The organism is Aminobacter aminovorans, from assembly GCF_900445235.1.
GTDB classification, from domain to species: domain Bacteria; phylum Pseudomonadota; class Alphaproteobacteria; order Rhizobiales; family Rhizobiaceae; genus Aminobacter; species Aminobacter aminovorans.
The window spans coordinates 1091304-1106863 of record NZ_UFSM01000001.1 but is presented as its reverse complement, the minus strand read 5'-3'; the positions used below and the strand labels follow the sequence as shown (position 1 = coordinate 1106863).

Here is a 15560-nt window from a genome sequence, read left to right as displayed (position 1 = left end):
CGCATCAGCGCGTTGTCTGGAGCTATAGCGCAGTTCGCTTGCGTGGTCCTTGAGGAAAATGCCTGCCACGGTGTCCGTGGCAGGCGGTGTTGCAAGGGGCTCAGCGACCCGACAGGTCGCTCATCAGCCCGGCAGCAACCGTCAGTCGCGACACGGTGATATCGCCACCCTCCGTCAGGGCCTGCAGCCTTTCACGGGTGCGGTTGGTGCGCTCACCGCCGGCCTCGAGCCATGCCGCAACCGGATCGGCAGCGGTGCCGAAGCCGGTCAATGCCGCAACCGCTATGCCGCGCCGCGCAGCGCCGATGGTGTCGGATGCGCGCGACAGCGCCAGCCCCTCATAATAGTCGGAGGTGGCGATCGCATGCGTCGCGTCCTCGATCCGCGGGATGCGGAACGCCTCGGAGACGCCGAAGAATGCCTTCGCCGCCGCCAGAATGTCGGCCTTGGCGGTCTTGGCCACCAGGGCGATGTCGGGCACCAGTTCGCCTGCCTCGAGCAGCGACAGCCGCTCGGCCAGTTTCTCCGGGGCACCGGCGGCGGCAAAGCCGGCCTTGCGGTTTTCGATGCGCTCGCGGGTGAAGGCGGGCAGCATGCCGGAGAACTTGGGCTCCAATGCTGCGCGTGCTTCCTGCAGTTCGGCGATGCGGCTCGCCAGCGGTGCGTCGCTGTGCTCGTTGCGCAGATACCAGCCGCTGGTGCCGAAGATAAGTCGGCTCACCGCCTGGTAAAGATCGAGCTGCAGCATGCCGTCGACGACATTGTCGAGCGCATCGATCTCGCGATAGAGCGCCGGCAGGGCAAAGCCATCGCGCACGACCGCAAAGGCCCGCACCACGTCGGCCGCCGAACGGCCGCTGGCCTCCTGCAGCCTGTTGACGAAGGACGGTCCGCCACGATTGACGAGATCGTTGGCAACCACGCGCGCGATGATCTCGCGACGCAGCCGGTGACCGCCGATCTCGGCGGCATATTTCTTGGCCATGCGCTCGGGGAAGTAGCCGAGCAGATCGCGTTCGAAATGCGCTTCGTCGGGCACGTCGCTGGCGACGATGTCGGAGAACAGCACGATCTTGGCATAGGCCAAAAGCACGCCGAGCTCGGCCCGGGTCAGCGGTTCGCCACGCGTCTGGCGTTCGGCCAAAGCAGGCGGCCATGGCAGGTTCTCAACGGCGCGGTCGAGCAGCCCACGCGCCTCGAGCGCGCTCATGAAGCGGCCCTGATGCGCGATGTCCTGGATGCCTCGCCTGGCGGCGACCGACAGAGCGAGCGTCTGCTCATAGTTGTTGGCCAGCACCAGACCGGCGACCTCCTCGGTCATCTCGGCCAGGAACTTGTCGCGCGCCGGCCGCTGCAGCGTGCCCTTGCGCATCGCCGAAGCCAGCGCGATCTTGATGTTGACCTCGACGTCGGACGAATTGACGCCGCCCGAATTGTCGATGGCGTCCGAGTTGCAGCGTCCGCCCTTGAGGCCGAACTCGATGCGCGCCCGTTGGGTTGCACCGAGATTGGCGCCCTCGCCGATCACCTTGACCCTGAGGTCGGTAGCAGTGACGCGGATCGCGTCATTGGCACGGTCGCCGACTTCCTGGTTGGTTTCGCCAGTAGCGCGGACATAGGTGCCGATGCCGCCGAACCACAACAGGTCGACCTGCGCGCGCAGGATCGCATTCATGATCTCGGTCGGCGATGCGGTGGTCTTGGCGAGCCCGATCGCCGTCGCCGCCGCCTGCGGCAGCGTCACCGACTTCTGGGCACGCGAAACGATCACGCCGCCTGCCGACAGTTTCGACTTGTCATAGTCCTGCCAGCTCGAACGCGGCAGGTCGAACATGCGCTTGCGCTCGGCAAAGGACGCAGCCATGTCGGGCGCCGGATCGATGAAGATGTCGCGATGGTCGAAGGCGGCGATCAGCTTCGTCTGCTCGGACAGGAGCATGCCGTTGCCGAAGACGTCGCCAGACATGTCGCCGACGCCGACGACGGTGAATGGCGTTGTCTGGATGTCGCGGTTCATCTCGCGGAAGTGCCGCTTGACCGCCTCCCAGGCACCGCGCGCGGTGATGCCCATCTTCTTGTGGTCGTAGCCGGCCGAGCCGCCTGAGGCGAAGGCATCGTCGAGCCAGAACCCGTGCTTCTCGCTGATGCCGTTGGCCGTGTCGGAGAAGGTCGCCGTGCCCTTATCGGCGGCAACGACGAAGTAGGGATCGTCGATGTCGCGGCGGACGACGCCAGCTGGTGGCACCACCTTGTCGCCGTCGAGATTGTCGGTGATCGACAGCAGGCTGGAGACGAAGTTGACATAGGCCGCCTTGCCGGCCTCGAACACTGCATCGCGGCTGCCGCCCACGGGCAGGCGCTTGGGGAAGAAGCCGCCCTTGGCGCCGACCGGCACGATGACGGCGTTCTTGACCTGCTGCGCCTTGACCAGGCCGAGCACCTCGGTGCGGTAGTCCTGGGCGCGGTCCGACCAGCGCAGGCCACCGCGCGCCACGGCGCCGAAGCGCAGGTGCAGACCCTCGACCTCGGAGCCATAGACGAAAATCTCGCGCCACGGCCGCGGCTCGGGCAAGCCTTCGACGCTGCGCGAGTCGAGCTTGATCGCCAGCGACTGGCCGCGCTCCTTCTTGCCACCGACGAAGTGGTTGGTACGCAGCGACGCCTCGATCAGATTGACGTAGCGCCGGATGATGGTGTCGTCATCGATGCTCGGCACCGCTTCGAGCGCGTCCTTGATCTTGGCCTTGAGATGCTTGGCGGTGACCAGGCCGTCCCTTTCCTGCGCCGGATCGAGCCTTGCCAGGAACAGCGCATGCAGCCCACGCGCGATGTCGGGATAGCGGTTCAGCGCCGCCGCGATGAAATCCTGGCTCTGCGGGATACCTGCCTGCTGCAGGTAGCGGCCATAGGCGCGCAGGATCAGGATCTCGTTGGAGCCGAGACCTGCCGTCTGCGCCAGGGCGTTGTAGCCGTCATTGTCGGCATCGCCCTTCCAGACCGAGAGGAACACCTCCTCGAACAGCAGGCCGCCGTCGGCCAGGTCGATCGGCTGGCCATAGGCGTTCTCCAACTCCATGTCATGGATGAAGATCTGATCCTCGCCCTTCTCGCCCAGTTCGAAGGTGCGCTCGCTGATTACGCGGAAGCCCATGTTCTCGAGCAATGGCACGCGCCGCGACAACGCCACCGGTGCGCCATGATGGTAGATCTTCAGCGAGGCCTGTTCCGCCGCCTGGCCGGTGTCGCGATAGCAGTCGATGACGATCGGGTTGGATGCGCCGATGGAGGCGATGCGCTCGGCATCGACAAGGGCTGCCGCCGGCGAGAAGCTGTTCTGGTAGTCCTGCGGGAAGTGGCTGGCGAGCTTCACGAACGATGCGGATGAGCCCGCCTCGGCGGATGCTTCGCGCAAGCCATCCTCCCAGGTCCGCACCATGTCGCGGATCGCCGCCTCGATGGCCGATTGCTCGACCTTGGGCGTCTTGCCGCCGGAGCGGCCGATGATGAAATGGACACGCGCCAGCCCGCCCTCGGGGAATGCCGGGTAATAGGCCGACAGCCGCCCTTCGAAGACCGTCCTGAGATAGGCGCCGATCTTCTCGCGCACCACCGAATCGTAGCGGTCACGCGGCACGAAGACGAGGATCGAGACGAAGCGGTCGAATTGGTCGACCCGCACCAGCGCACGCACGCGCGGCCGCTCGATCAGGCCGAGGATCGCCTCGGAATGCTTGCGCAACGTCGGCACGGCGATCTGGAACAGCTCGTCACGCGGATAGGATTCGAGCACATTGATCAGCGCCTTGCCGGAATGATCGGCAGGGTCGAGACCCGACTTCTGCACCACTGTTTCGGCCTTGGAACGCAGATAGGGGATCTTCATCACCGAGCGCGTGTAGGCAGTCGAGGTGAACAGGCCGACGATCCGCAGTTCGCCCGACAACTGGCCCTTGGCGTCGTAGGTCTTGATACCGATGTAGTCGAGATAGGCACGGCGGTGCACTGCCGACTTGGCATTGGCCTTGGTGACGATCAGCGGGTCCGGGCCATGCAGGAAGGCGCGGATTTCGGGCGTCGTCGACGTCACGTCGATGGTGTCGCGACGCAGCACCAGAACGTCTGGATCGGCGAGGATGCCGAGGCCCGGCTTGTCGGAGCGTTCCAGCGTGCCGCTCTTTTCGCCGCCCGAATATTTGAACTCGCGCATGCCGAGGAAGGTGAAATTGTCGTCGCGCAGCCATTCGAGGAAGGCGATTGCTTCGGTCACCGCATTCTTTTCGAGCGGGATCGGTGCATAGCGGAATTCGGAAATCGCCTGGTCGAGCCTGGCCAGCATCGGCTTCCAGTCGGTGACAGCGGCTCGCACCTGTCCAAGCAGCTTCTTCAGCCGCTCGCGCAACGCTTCGGCGGCATCCTTGCCGAGCGGCGGGATGTGGACGTGAATGACGCTGACCTTGTCGGCTGCCTCTTCGCCCTTGTGGCCGCCGTCGCTCAGGATCTCGTCGACGCCGGTGCGGCCATGGCGCACCAGGATGACGGGGTGGGTCACCAGAACCGGCTCGCCGGCCGCCTCGGTGATCTCGCCGAGCACCGAATCGAACAGGAAAGGCATGTTGTCGTTGACGACGGTGACGACAGTCACCGGCCGGTCGTGACGGACGACGCTTCCGTCGGTCTCGATGTCGATCACCGAGGAGCCTTTGCGATGCTTGAGCACGGCTTGCTCGGCAAGCTGTGCTGCGCGCTCCAGCATGCCCGGCTCGTAGTCGGCCACGTCCTCGGCCGGCGCTCGGGCGAGCAGCAATTCGTGCAGCTGGGGAGGTCTGTTGGAGGATTTGGAGGCGGATGCAGTCTTGGCGGATTTCGCCTTAGACTTCACAGATGCGGCCATGACGCTAGTTTCTCCCGTCCCGTCACATGCTTTTGCGACTATCGTAGCAGATGGCCTGCCTTTAGCGACAAAGGTTTGACGGATGGTATGGAAAAACGCCTATCGGGCAGGCAGAAATTGCCTGCGAAATAAGCTGACGCAGCGTCCGCAAAGCACGCTGCAGGGTGCATCTGGCGAAATTTTCACCTTTACCGCGCAGCGATCGCGGCGGCGGCACCCGCCATCGTCGTCGCGCTAACACGATTCGCGATTCGCATCGCCCGCTTGCTGCGCAAAAGCCTGCGCGCCTGCGCCGCCGCGAACACCCAGGCCAGATCGATAGCGATCAGCACCGCAGCCATCGTCAGCGTCAGCTCCAGCCAGCCGATGACGCTCACCGAAGCAAGGTCGATGATCGTCGGCAGCAGCGCCAGGTAGAACATCATGATCTTGGGATTGCCGAGCGTCACCGCCATGCCGGCAGCAAACAGCTTGAGCGGGGAATCCTGGCTCGGCATCTCGCCTGCGCGCGTATCGACGGGGGCCGTCCACATTTTCCAGGCGAGGTAGACGAGATAGGCGACGCCTGCCCATTTGACCGCGACGAAGGCCATATGGAACGACTGTGCGACGAAGGCGAGGCCGAACACCGCCAGCGAAAGCCAGATCGCCTCGCCGATCCACATCGCCGCCAGAAACGGCAGCACGTCGCGAAAGCCCTTCGAGATGACCCGCGCCACCAGGGCGGCAATGGAGGGTCCGGGCGAGCCTGCGGCAACAAGCAGGGCACCGGCAAAGATCAGAAGCGAAGTCGGTTCCATCGTCATCCCCGATTAGCTGGTCGCGGAAGCTTACGGCATGCATCACAACTTGCAACCGCCAGACGATGGAGGCGCATATGCCATCAACTTTGCGAGATCGGACGCGGAACCGGATTGCCGATTACGACCTCTCGGCAAATGAATAACCCGCGCGCTGGCACGATGCCGGGTGGCCGGCATGACGGCACGCCATGGAGGAGATGACATGGCCAAGTTTCTCTTCGTCTATCACGGCGGCGCGATGCCGCGATCCGAAGAAGAAGGCGCCAGGGTGATGAAGGCCTGGATGGACTGGTTCACATCGCTCGGCGCCGCCGTCGTCGACGGCGGCAATCCGGTCGGCAAATCTCAGACGGTTGCCGCCAATGGCAACGTCACCAATGACGGCGGCGCAAATCCTGTCAGCGGATATTCGGTGCTCGACGCCAAGGACCCCGCCGACGCTGCACGCATCGCCAAGGGCTGCCCGATCCTTCAAGCCGGAGGGTCGGTGGAGGTTGCACCCCTCATCGAGATGTAGCCGGGGTCGTCCAATGGCCCAAAGCAAAAAGGGCGCCTCCACCGGAGACGCCCTTTTGATTGATGCGGCGTGGCTTATGCCGCGCCGGCCGTCTTCGAGGACTTCTCGAAGCGCTTGCGCTCGTTCGGGTCGAGATAGAGCTTGCGCAGGCGGATGGTCTTCGGCGTCACTTCGACCAGCTCGTCGTCCTGGATCCAGGCCAGCGCGCGTTCCAGCGTCATGCGGATCGGCGGCGTCAGGCGCACTGCTTCATCCTTGCCGGCGGCGCGGATGTTGGTCAGCTTCTTGCCCTTCAGCACGTTGACCTCGAGGTCGTTGTCGCGGCTGTGGATGCCGATGATCATGCCCTGGTAGACTTTGACGCCGGCGTCGATGACCATCGGGCCGCGATCTTCGAGGTTCCACATGGCGAATGCCACCGACTCGCCCTGATCGTTGGAGATCAGAACGCCGTTGGTGCGGCCGGGCAGCTCGCCCTTGTAGCCCTGGTACGAGTGGAACAGGCGGTTCATGACAGCCGTGCCGCGCGTATCGGTGAGCAGTTCCGACTGGTATCCGATCAGGCCGCGCGTCGGCGCATGGAACACCAGGCGCTGGCGGTTGCCGCCCGAAGGACGCAGTTCGACCATCTCGGCCTTGCGCTCCGACATCTTCTGCACGACGACGCCGGCATGCTCTTCATCGACGTCGATGACAACTTCTTCGACCGGCTCGAGCAGGTCGCCGTTCTCGTCCTTCTGCATGACGACGCGCGGACGCGACACGGCAAGCTCGAAGCCTTCGCGGCGCATCGTCTCGATCAGAACAGCCAGCTGCAATTCGCCGCGGCCGGAGACATAGAACGAATCCTTGTCAGCCGATTCCTCGATCTTGAGGGCGACATTGCCTTCGGCTTCCTTCATCAGGCGGTCGCGGATGACGCGGCTGGTGACCTTGTCGCCTTCGGTGCCGGCCAGCGGCGAGTCGTTGACGATGAAGGACATGGTGACGGTCGGCGGATCGATCGGCTGAGCGTGCAGCGGCTCGGTCACGGCCGGATCGCAGAACGTGTCGGCGACGGTGCCCTTGGAAAGGCCGGCAATAGCAACGATGTCGCCTGCCTGCGCTTCTTCGATCGGCTGCCGCTCGAGACCGCGGAAGGCCAGGATCTTGGAGACGCGGCCGGTTTCCAGCAGCGAACCGTCATGGTGCAGAACCTTGACCGGCATGTTTGACTTGAGCGTGCCGGATTCGATGCGGCCGGTGATGATGCGGCCGAGGAACGGGTTCGCCTCGAGAATGGTGCCGATCATGCGGAACGGGCCGGGGTGAACGGTCGGTGCCGGAACGTGCTTGAGCACGAGGTCGAACAGCGGCGCCAGACCCTGGTCCTTAGGGCCTTCCGGATTCTCGGAAACCCAGCCATCGCGGCCCGAACCATAGAGGATCGGGAAGTCGAGCTGCTCGTCGGTGGCGTCGAGGGCTGCGAACAGGTCGAACACCTCGTTGATGACTTCCTGGTGGCGGCCATCGGGGCGGTCGATCTTGTTGATGACGACGATGGGCTTGAGGCCGACCTTGAGCGCCTTGCCGACGACGAACTTGGTCTGCGGCATTGGGCCTTCGGCGGCGTCGACCAGCACGATGGCGCTGTCGACCATCGACAGGATGCGCTCGACCTCGCCGCCGAAATCGGCGTGGCCAGGGGTGTCGACGATGTTAATGCGGGTGTCCTTCCAGTCGACCGAAGTCGCCTTGGCCAGGATGGTGATGCCGCGTTCCTTTTCGAGATCGTTCGAATCCATCGCGCGCTCGGCGACGCGCTGATTTTCACGGAACGAGCCGGACTGCTTGAGAAGCTGGTCGACGAGCGTGGTCTTGCCATGGTCGACGTGCGCGATGATCGCGATATTGCGGAGGTTCATATGTCTACTCGGGAGCGTTGCGGGCACAGCCTGTCGACGCGCCGCGTTTCGTGTGGCCGGGCTCATACAGCTTTTTTCGCAAATGCGAAAGGGGGGCGGGCAAATCGGCAGATTTTCTGCCTGCGGGCAAACCTACAAAACGTCGCCCCAGTCGGCCCGCCGCGCCGTCTTGTACAGATCTCCGTCGCGCTTGGTCAAAAGCCGTTCCTCGACCGAACCACCTTCCAGGCACAGTTTGAGCTGGATCTTTCCCGATCCACCACGAGCCGGCGCCAGCACCCGAGCACGGAATGTTTCAGCCGGCATCCGCGACACGGCCAGGAATATGTATTTCTCGTCTTCCCATGGCACCTCGCCGCGCTTGGTCAGCCGATGCAGCCGCGAACGGGCCACGCGACGTGAAAAATGGCACCAGTCGGGTTCGACGATCGGACAGTCCTGGCTGTGCGGACAAGGGGCGGCCAGATGCGCACCAAGCTCGATGAGCCGCGACCGCACCGCCATCATCCGTCGCCAGCCGGCCGGCGTGCCGGGCTCGACGACCACCAGCAAGCCATTGGTGGCGCCCCATAGACGTTCGACCAGCGCGAGCCCTTCGGTCGGCGACAGCTCGTCCAGCACATAGGCCAGTGTCACCAGATCGGCCTTGTCGGCCTCGAAGCTTTTGGCGGCATCCGCCGCGCGCCAATCGACATGCGCGACGCCGGAATGTGCCGAAAGTGCCAGGCCGACCTTGCGGATCGCCTGGCTGGCCTCGAGCATCGTCGCACTATCGATGCTCGGCCAGCAATCCGCAGCCGCCCAAAGTGCAGTACCCGGGCCGGCGCCGATGTCGAGCAGGCTCTTCGGCTCGAAGTCAGGCATCAACTCAGCGGCACTCCCCAGGCTCGCCCTGACCGCGGCAAAGGTCGCCGGCAGCCGCGTCGCCAGATAGGCATTTGCAAACATCTCGTCGGACAGATGCAGCTTTCCGTCACGCAGCTCGGCGCGATAGCGGCTCGACAAGGTGTCGGCAGCACGCTGCAATTCGCCAAGCGGTACGCCTTCCAGCGCCCGGTCGACCGCCGCCCGCAATGCTGCCGGTAGTTCCATCTGCCTGCCCGTCCGCGGCCTAGACGAGACCGCGCTTTTCCATCATCGCCTCCGGCGACGGCATCTTGCCGCGAAAGGCTTTGTAGAGTTCCTCGGGGTCTGCCGAACCGCCGGCCGAATAGATATGCTTGCGCAGCTTCTCGGCCATGTCGGCGTTGAACGCGTCGCCGGTTTCCTCGAAGGCGGCGAAGGCATCGGCATCGAGCACCTCCGACCACATGTAGGAATAATATCCGGCCGAATAGCCCTCGCCCGAGAACACATGCAGGAAGTGCGGCGTGCGGTGGCGCATGACGATCGCCTCGGGCATGCCGAGCTTTTCAAGCGTCTCGGCTTCGAAGGCGGCGGGCTCCGCCGGCGCATCCGGCCGGGCGTGGTAGGCCATGTCGACCAGCGCCGACGAGGTGAACTCGACAGTGGCGAATCCGGCACCGAAGGTCTTGGCAGCCAGCATCTTGTCGAGCAGTTCCTTGGGCATCGCCTTGCCCGTCTTGTAGTGCAGCGCGTGCTTTTCCAGCACCGCCGGCACGGTGAGCCAGTGTTCGTAGAGCTGCGACGGCAATTCGACGAAGTCGCGGCTGACCGAGGTGCCCGCCACTGACGGCCAGGTGACATCGGTCAGCATGCCATGCAAAGCGTGGCCGAATTCATGGAACAGCGTCTTGGCCTCGTCGAGCGACAGCAGCGCCGGCTCGCCTTCCGCCGGCTTGGCGAAATTCATGATGTTGTAGATGACGGGCGTCGATCCCTTGCCCAGCTTGTAGCCCGACTGCAGCGCGCTCATCCAGGCGCCCGAACGCTTCGACTGGCGCGCGAAATAGTCGGCGAGGAAAAGCCCGCGCTTGCTGCCGTCGGCGTTGAACACCTCGAACACCCTGGCATCGGGATGCCAGGCGGCGATGCCGGGCACTTCCTTGAAGGTGATGCCGAACAGCCGGGTTGCAACGTCGAAGCAGGCGTCGATGATCTTTTCGAGCTGGAGATAAGGCTTCAGCTCGGCTTCGTCGAAGGCGTATTTCTCGGCCCGCAGCTTCTCCTGGTAGAAGCGCCAGTCCCAGGCGGCGAGCTTGTCATTGCTGCCGGCGCTTGCCGCCAGGCGCTGCAGTTCGGTCTCGTCGGCCGCGGCCTTCGCGCGCGCCTTGTTCCAGACCGGCTCAAGCAGTTCCATCACCGCCTTGGGCGTCTTGGCCATGGTGTCGTCGAGCTTCAGTGCCGCATAGCTTTCATAGCCAAGCAGCCTGGCCTTTTCGGCACGCAGGCTGAGCGTATCGCGGACAACGTCACCATTGTCGGTATCGCCACCCGTCTCGCCGCGTCCGGCAAAAGCCTTGAACGCTTTTTCGCGCAGGTCGCGACGCTCGGAGAAGGTGGTGAAGGGTTCGTAGATCGAGCGCGACAGGGTGACGGCATATTTGCCCTTCTGGCCGCGTGTCTCGGCCGCCTGGGCCATTGCGCCGCGGACGAATTCCGGCAGGCCGGCGAGATCGCTATCGTCAAGAAACAGCACCCATTCCTTTTCATCGGCAAGCACGTTCTGGCCGAACTTCGCGCCGAGCGAGGCAAGCTCCTCCTGGATCGCCGCAAGCCGCTTCTTGCCGTCGGGGTCGAGCTTGGCACCCGAACGGACGAAGCCCTTCCAGGTCTTTTCCAGCACCCTCAGCGTTTCAGGGTCGAGGCCGAGCGAAGAGCGTCGGGAATAGAGGTCGTTTATGCGCGCAAACAGCTTCTCGTTCATCGAGATCGCCGAGAAATGGCGGGCCATCTTCGGCGAGATCTCGCGCTCCATCGCCTGGATCACGTCGTTGGTGTGGGCGCCGGCACGGCACCAGAAGATCGACGACACGCGATCGAGCGCATCGCCGGCAAGTTCCATCGCTTCAAGCGTATTGGCGACCGTCGCCGGCTCGGTGTTGGCGGCTATCGTCGCGATCTCGGCGGCGTGCGCGGCAAGCGCCGCATCGAAGACCGGACCGAAATCGCCGTCCTCGATCCTGGTGAAATCCGGCAGGCCAAGCGGCCCGGCCCAATGGGTCAGCGGATGACGCGCGAGATCGATGTTCTGGCTGGCGGACATGAAATGGCTTCCTCGATTGGCATTCGGTTCGGACAGCTTCGATGTAGGGCCGGACCGGATGCCGCGCAACCGCATTGACTCATCGCCATCGCTAAACTAAGTAAGCCATATAATAAGGACTACTTACTATCATGCCTGCTGCCCCGGAAACCGATACGTTCGGCTTCATCGTCAACGACCTCTCGCGCGTCATCCGCGCCGAGATGGACCGCCGCACCACCGAAGCCGGCCTCGGCCTGACCACCGGCGAGGGCCGCGCGCTGCTCAATGTCAGCCGCACCGGCCCTATCAGGCAGACGGCACTGGCCGAGCGCCTGGGCGTCGAGGCGATGACGCTGAGTGGTCTCGTCGACCGGCTCGAAGCCAAGGGTTTCGTCGAGCGCCGGGCCGATCCGGCCGATCGCCGTGCCAAGCTGGTCACCCTCACTCAAGCAGGTTCCACCGTCGTCAGGCAGATCGAGCCCATCGCAGCAGCGATCCGCAGCGAAGCAGCCCTTGGCATCGATCCCGACGACTGGCAGCGCCTTCTCGTCTCGCTGCGGGCGGCCCGCGCCAACCTTCTCGCCACGCGCACCGAAGCGCTTTCGGGCGAGGATGCGGCGGCATGAACATGCGCTCCGACATAAGCCAGGCGCTGGACCTCTTGGAAACCGCGCCAATCATGAGCGAGCGCCGCGTGTCGCTGATCGGCGGCCTGATGGTTGCGATCGGGCCGATTTCGCTGGCGCTCTTCACGCCCGCCATGCCCGAGATCGTCCAGGCCTTCGGCACCACCGAAGCCGCGGTCAAGATGACTTTGTCGCTCTATTTCGGCGGCTTCGCCTTCGCCCAGCTCGTCTGTGGACCGCTTTCCGACGGCTTCGGCCGCCGTCCGATCACGCTCGCCTTCATGGCGATCTATCTCGCCGCCAGCGTGCTGGCGCTGATGGCGCCCAACATCGAAACGCTGGTCGTCGCGCGTTTCCTGCAGGGCGTCGGTGCCGCCGTTGGCGTTTCGGTGGCGCGTGCCGTCGTCCGCGACGTCTTCACCCACGAACGCTCCGCCCGCATCATGAACATGATCGGTATCCTTTTGGCGCTCGGTCCTGCCATTGCGCCGACCCTCGGCGGGTTGACCATGGAGTTCTTCGGCTGGCATGCCATCTTCATGGTGATGGTGCTGCTCGGTGTCGTCGTCATGCTGGTGGCGATCTTTGCCCTGCGGGAAACCGTGACGCGCGATCTCAGCCGCATCAGGCCGGCAGCACTCGTCACCTCTTACGGTTCCTTGTTCCGCAGCCCCTATTTCGTGCTCTGCTGCATGGTCATCGCTGGCACGACGGGCGCCATCTACACCCAGGCAACCGTACTGGCTTTCATCCTGATGGAGCGCGTCGGCCTCACGCCCACCCAGTTCGGCATCGGCATGTTGATGCAGACCGCAAACTTCATGGCTGGCGCCATCGTCATGCGCATGTTCATGAAGCGTTACGGCGCAGCCAGGATGGTGCCCGTCGGCCTGATTTTCGTGGCCATCGGCTCCACGGCCATGGCCATCCTGCTCAGAACCCATGAGCCTACATTCCTGCTGGTCATGGTTCCCGTCGGCATCTATGCCTTCGGTATCGCCATGATCTCGCCTGCGATGATGACGGCGGCGATGGCGCCCTTCCCGGAAAATGCCGGTGCTGCATCGGCCATGATGGGCTTCTTCCAGATGGGTGCCGGCATGGTCGGCGGTGCGGCGGCGGCGTTGATGGGAGACCCGGTCAACGCGCTCGCCACCGTCATCCCGATCATGGGCCTGATCGCCATCCTGTCGTGGCTGATCTGGCGCCGGCTGCCGGAGCCGTCTCTGGTGTCTCGTCTGAAACAGGGCTAGATCAATCGCGGGAAAAGTGTGTAGCGGTTCTCTCTAGGAATTGCGTAGACCATGGAGATAGAGAGGTTCCGCCAATCGAAGAAAAGCGGAACCACTCTAGAAACCGTCGCAGTTCTCGCCGATCGTCATCTGCGTGTTGGCGACGATCAGGCCGCTCTTGGTCGTGAACGTCTCGCGCGTCGTCATGTCGTTGTTGGGAAAATCGTAGCAGGTGCGAACCACGACAGTATCGCCCATTTCCGCTTCGATCTTATGGCGGATATTGGCGCCTTTCACAGCGGCCTGCCATTCGTCCATCGAGGCGATGAATTCGGACTTGCTCTGGGTCACGCCGATATCGTCGAGCCGTATCGTCGCGTTGTCGGCCAACAGTTGCGAAAGCGCCGGACCGTCCGCCTTGAGCAGCGCCTCATACCAGCGGTGAACGATGCTCTCCTGCGCAATCGCGCCGGCAGCCGCCAGCAGCGCGAAGACAGCTGCAATCGTACGAATGGGCAACATCGCACGCCTCCCAGTCGGACAGGAACATTGTCGGACAGGGGCATTAAACCCAGATCGCGACAGGAATGCCATGGATATCGCGCCCCGGCGGCGACGGAAAGCTGGTGGTCTCGCCGCGCCGATGCCGTTCGGCGATCAGCATCATTGCGCAGGCGTCGAGGAAATCGTCTGCAGCCGCACCGCGCGGCGGCGCCTGGTCGAGAAAGCGGCGGTCATGGCTGACACGTGCCAGAAGCACCCTTCGCTCTTCCATGCCGTCGGGATTCACGCGACCCTTTATCTTCTTCGGCAGGCTCATCGCCTGCCGGCCATTCAACCGCCAGAACGCGACTTCGGGGTGGGATTCGATCACGCGGCTGCGCAGCTCCGGTCTTGCAATCATCAGCGCATCGATCTCGCGGATCTTGGAAAAGATGCCGAAAGCCTGGATCGACACGCCGCGCCGCGGATCCGATGTCTGCATCGCGACCTGGCTCGACCGGCGATGCGCGGCATACCATGCCTCGAGGTCCGTGAATTCAGCCGCCTCGGCATGGACTGCCGCGCGCGACGGGATCGAAAACACGCTCGATTGCCGCTGGCCGAGCAAAGGCCGCACCAGCATCTCGGGTCCGCGTCCGCCCTTGGTCGTGAAGTCAGGCAGGCCGATCGGCATGTCGACCGCCACCACCGCATTGTCTGGAATTGCCGCCAACAGCGCTTCGAATTTGCGGAACACCTGCGCTTTCGTTCCGGCGTCGTTGCGGATCACGGCGATCCAGCCGGCCTTGCAGCCGTCGACGCCGGCAACCGTCACGCCGCAGGTTCCTGACCGGGTTTGCGGCTCCGCGTGGGGTGGATGAGCGTGCGCAGCTCGACCATCGCCATCGGATGCGACAGGCTTTGCGCATCGGTTTCGAGCTGCAGCTCGTCGCCGCCACGCTTGGACGTCCGCGCCAGGATTTCGTAGACGGCAGCCGTGGTTGACTGCAGCGCCTTGGACGGCGCGTGGCCGGCCAGCAACCGGGCCAGGAAGACGGCGGCGCTCAGGTCGCCAAGCCCGTTCGGTGGGCGCTCGACCGTGCGGTGCTCGGCCAGAAGCGCCTGCGTCTGGGTGACGAGCATGTTGCCGGTACCATTGGCCATCATCGCCGGCGCCGAGGTGACCAGCATCGTCGCCGGCCCGAGCCCAAGCGCCGCCGCCATGGTCGCGCGCATGTCGTCGGCCTTGGCGCCTGCCAGCCATTCCAACTCGTAGCGGTTGGGTGTGGCGATATCGGCCAAGGGCAGCAACCGGTCGCGAATGCCCATAGCCAGCGCCTCGGCGACATAAAGCCCGCCCTTGTCGCCGATCACCGGATCGCAGACATAAAGTGCCTTGGGATTTCGCGCTTTCACCGTCTCGACCAGCGAGGCCACCGCTTCCACCTGACCAGGTTCGCCGAGATAGCCCGACAGCACCGCAGCCACTTCGCCCAACCACGGCGCGCGTTCGAGATCGGCCATGAAGGCGGCGAACTGTTCGGTCGGGGGCACGATGCGCGTCGCGCGGCCATGGCCGGGATGCCAAGGCAGTATCACCGTCGGCACCGCCCAGACGGGATGGCCGAGCGTCTCCAGCGCAAACACCGCCGCGCGGTTGCCCACCGATCCGCGCGCGACATGGCTCGACACCACGATGACCGCGCGTGGCGCTCCGGGCTGTTCAATGCTCATCAGGTTTTCACCACCGCTATGTAAGACAACAACCAGAAGAAAAGCGCGATGGCCAACACGGCGCCCAGCAGCATGTACAGGCCGTTGGATGTCTCGCCCTTCTCTTTCGCAGCATATCTATGGCGTGCGACAAACGAACGTCCGCCATGGTCGCTCTCACGCGACAACCGTTCGAGGATGCGACGAGACTCCGCCGGCCCCTCGTCGTCATTGCCCGTCACC

At 64.2% G+C, this 15560-nt stretch carries 12 protein-coding genes; 3 read left to right on the top strand and 9 right to left on the bottom strand.

What is annotated here, in order from left to right; genetic code table 11:
* Positions 1 to 100 precede the first annotated feature (100 nt).
* Together DY201_RS05360 and DY201_RS05355 are read right to left on the bottom strand one after the other, a co-directional pair.
* Entirely contained in the window at positions 101 to 4891 is a 4791-nt protein-coding gene (locus DY201_RS05360) for an NAD-glutamate dehydrogenase (protein ID WP_115730316.1), read from the bottom strand.
* Between the two features lie 188 nt (positions 4892 to 5079).
* Complete coding sequence (locus tag DY201_RS05355) at positions 5080 to 5691, bottom strand: LysE family translocator (RefSeq protein WP_115733605.1); 612 nt, start codon at positions 5689 to 5691, stop codon at positions 5080 to 5082.
* Positions 5692 to 5896: 205 nt separating this feature from the next.
* On the opposite strand from DY201_RS05355, the gene DY201_RS05350 reads away from it, so the two are divergent.
* Positions 5897 to 6211, top strand: a complete 315-nt coding sequence (locus tag DY201_RS05350) for a YciI family protein (protein WP_115730315.1) — start codon at positions 5897 to 5899, stop codon at positions 6209 to 6211.
* Between the two features lie 74 nt (positions 6212 to 6285).
* Here the strand turns inward: DY201_RS05350 and typA are convergent, their stop codons facing one another.
* The 3 genes from typA to DY201_RS05335 all read right to left on the bottom strand — a co-directional run bounded on the left by typA (position 6286) and on the right by DY201_RS05335 (position 11281).
* On the bottom strand, positions 6286 to 8115 hold the full coding sequence (typA, locus tag DY201_RS05345) for a translational GTPase TypA (RefSeq protein WP_115730314.1): 1830 nt from the start codon (positions 8113 to 8115) through the stop codon (positions 6286 to 6288).
* A 132-nt stretch (positions 8116 to 8247) separates the two neighbouring features.
* Complete coding sequence (locus tag DY201_RS05340) at positions 8248 to 9207, bottom strand: small ribosomal subunit Rsm22 family protein (RefSeq protein WP_115730313.1); 960 nt, start codon at positions 9205 to 9207, stop codon at positions 8248 to 8250.
* A 19-nt stretch (positions 9208 to 9226) separates the two neighbouring features.
* Positions 9227 to 11281, bottom strand: coding sequence for a M3 family metallopeptidase (locus DY201_RS05335; RefSeq protein WP_115730312.1), 2055 nt, complete (start codon positions 11279 to 11281; stop codon positions 9227 to 9229).
* Between the two features lie 131 nt (positions 11282 to 11412).
* On the opposite strand from DY201_RS05335, the gene DY201_RS05330 reads away from it, so the two are divergent.
* Complete coding sequence (locus tag DY201_RS05330) at positions 11413 to 11889, top strand: MarR family winged helix-turn-helix transcriptional regulator (protein WP_115730311.1); 477 nt, start codon at positions 11413 to 11415, stop codon at positions 11887 to 11889.
* Entirely contained in the window at positions 11886 to 13142 is a 1257-nt protein-coding gene (locus DY201_RS05325; protein ID WP_115730310.1) for a multidrug effflux MFS transporter, read from the top strand. The genes DY201_RS05330 and DY201_RS05325 overlap by 4 nt, the downstream gene beginning before the upstream one ends.
* A 96-nt stretch (positions 13143 to 13238) precedes the next feature.
* Here DY201_RS05325 and DY201_RS05320 read toward each other — a convergent pair whose 3' ends face one another.
* From DY201_RS05320 to DY201_RS05305, 4 genes are read right to left on the bottom strand one after another with little or no spacing between them, the layout of a single operon-like run.
* A complete protein-coding gene (locus tag DY201_RS05320; RefSeq protein ID WP_115730309.1) occupies positions 13239 to 13643 on the bottom strand; it encodes a DUF4440 domain-containing protein in 405 nt (134 codons plus the stop codon).
* Between the two features lie 43 nt (positions 13644 to 13686).
* Entirely contained in the window at positions 13687 to 14439 is a 753-nt protein-coding gene (locus DY201_RS05315; RefSeq protein ID WP_115730308.1) for a DUF429 domain-containing protein, read from the bottom strand.
* On the bottom strand, positions 14436 to 15338 hold the full coding sequence (gene pdxY / locus DY201_RS05310; protein ID WP_115730307.1) for a pyridoxal kinase PdxY: 903 nt from the start codon (positions 15336 to 15338) through the stop codon (positions 14436 to 14438). Before pdxY ends, DY201_RS05315 begins: the two co-directional genes overlap by 4 nt.
* Positions 15338 to 15559 (bottom strand): hypothetical protein, encoded by a 222-nt coding sequence (locus DY201_RS05305; protein ID WP_131922344.1) that lies wholly within the window; start codon positions 15557 to 15559, stop codon positions 15338 to 15340. Before DY201_RS05305 ends, pdxY begins: the two co-directional genes overlap by 1 nt.
* Between the last annotated feature and the right edge of the window lies 1 nt (position 15560).

What these genes read in the sequence shown, in the direction of transcription:
- DY201_RS05360 (WP_115730316.1), bottom strand. Translation starts at nt 4,891, where the DNA reads ATGGCCGCATCTGTGAAGTCTAAGGCGAAATCCGCCAAGACTGCATCC.
- DY201_RS05355 (WP_115733605.1), bottom strand. Translation starts at nt 5,691, where the DNA reads ATGGAACCGACTTCGCTTCTGATCTTTGCCGGTGCCCTGCTTGTTGCC.
- DY201_RS05350 (WP_115730315.1), top strand. Translation starts at nt 5,897, where the DNA reads ATGGCCAAGTTTCTCTTCGTCTATCACGGCGGCGCGATGCCGCGATCC.
- typA (WP_115730314.1), bottom strand. Translation starts at nt 8,115, where the DNA reads ATGAACCTCCGCAATATCGCGATCATCGCGCACGTCGACCATGGCAAG.
- DY201_RS05340 (WP_115730313.1), bottom strand. Translation starts at nt 9,207, where the DNA reads ATGGAACTACCGGCAGCATTGCGGGCGGCGGTCGACCGGGCGCTGGAA.
- DY201_RS05335 (WP_115730312.1), bottom strand. Translation starts at nt 11,281, where the DNA reads ATGTCCGCCAGCCAGAACATCGATCTCGCGCGTCATCCGCTGACCCAT.
- DY201_RS05330 (WP_115730311.1), top strand. Translation starts at nt 11,413, where the DNA reads ATGCCTGCTGCCCCGGAAACCGATACGTTCGGCTTCATCGTCAACGAC.
- DY201_RS05325 (WP_115730310.1), top strand. Translation starts at nt 11,886, where the DNA reads ATGAACATGCGCTCCGACATAAGCCAGGCGCTGGACCTCTTGGAAACC.
- DY201_RS05320 (WP_115730309.1), bottom strand. Translation starts at nt 13,643, where the DNA reads ATGTTGCCCATTCGTACGATTGCAGCTGTCTTCGCGCTGCTGGCGGCT.
- pdxY (WP_115730307.1), bottom strand. Translation starts at nt 15,338, where the DNA reads ATGAGCATTGAACAGCCCGGAGCGCCACGCGCGGTCATCGTGGTGTCG.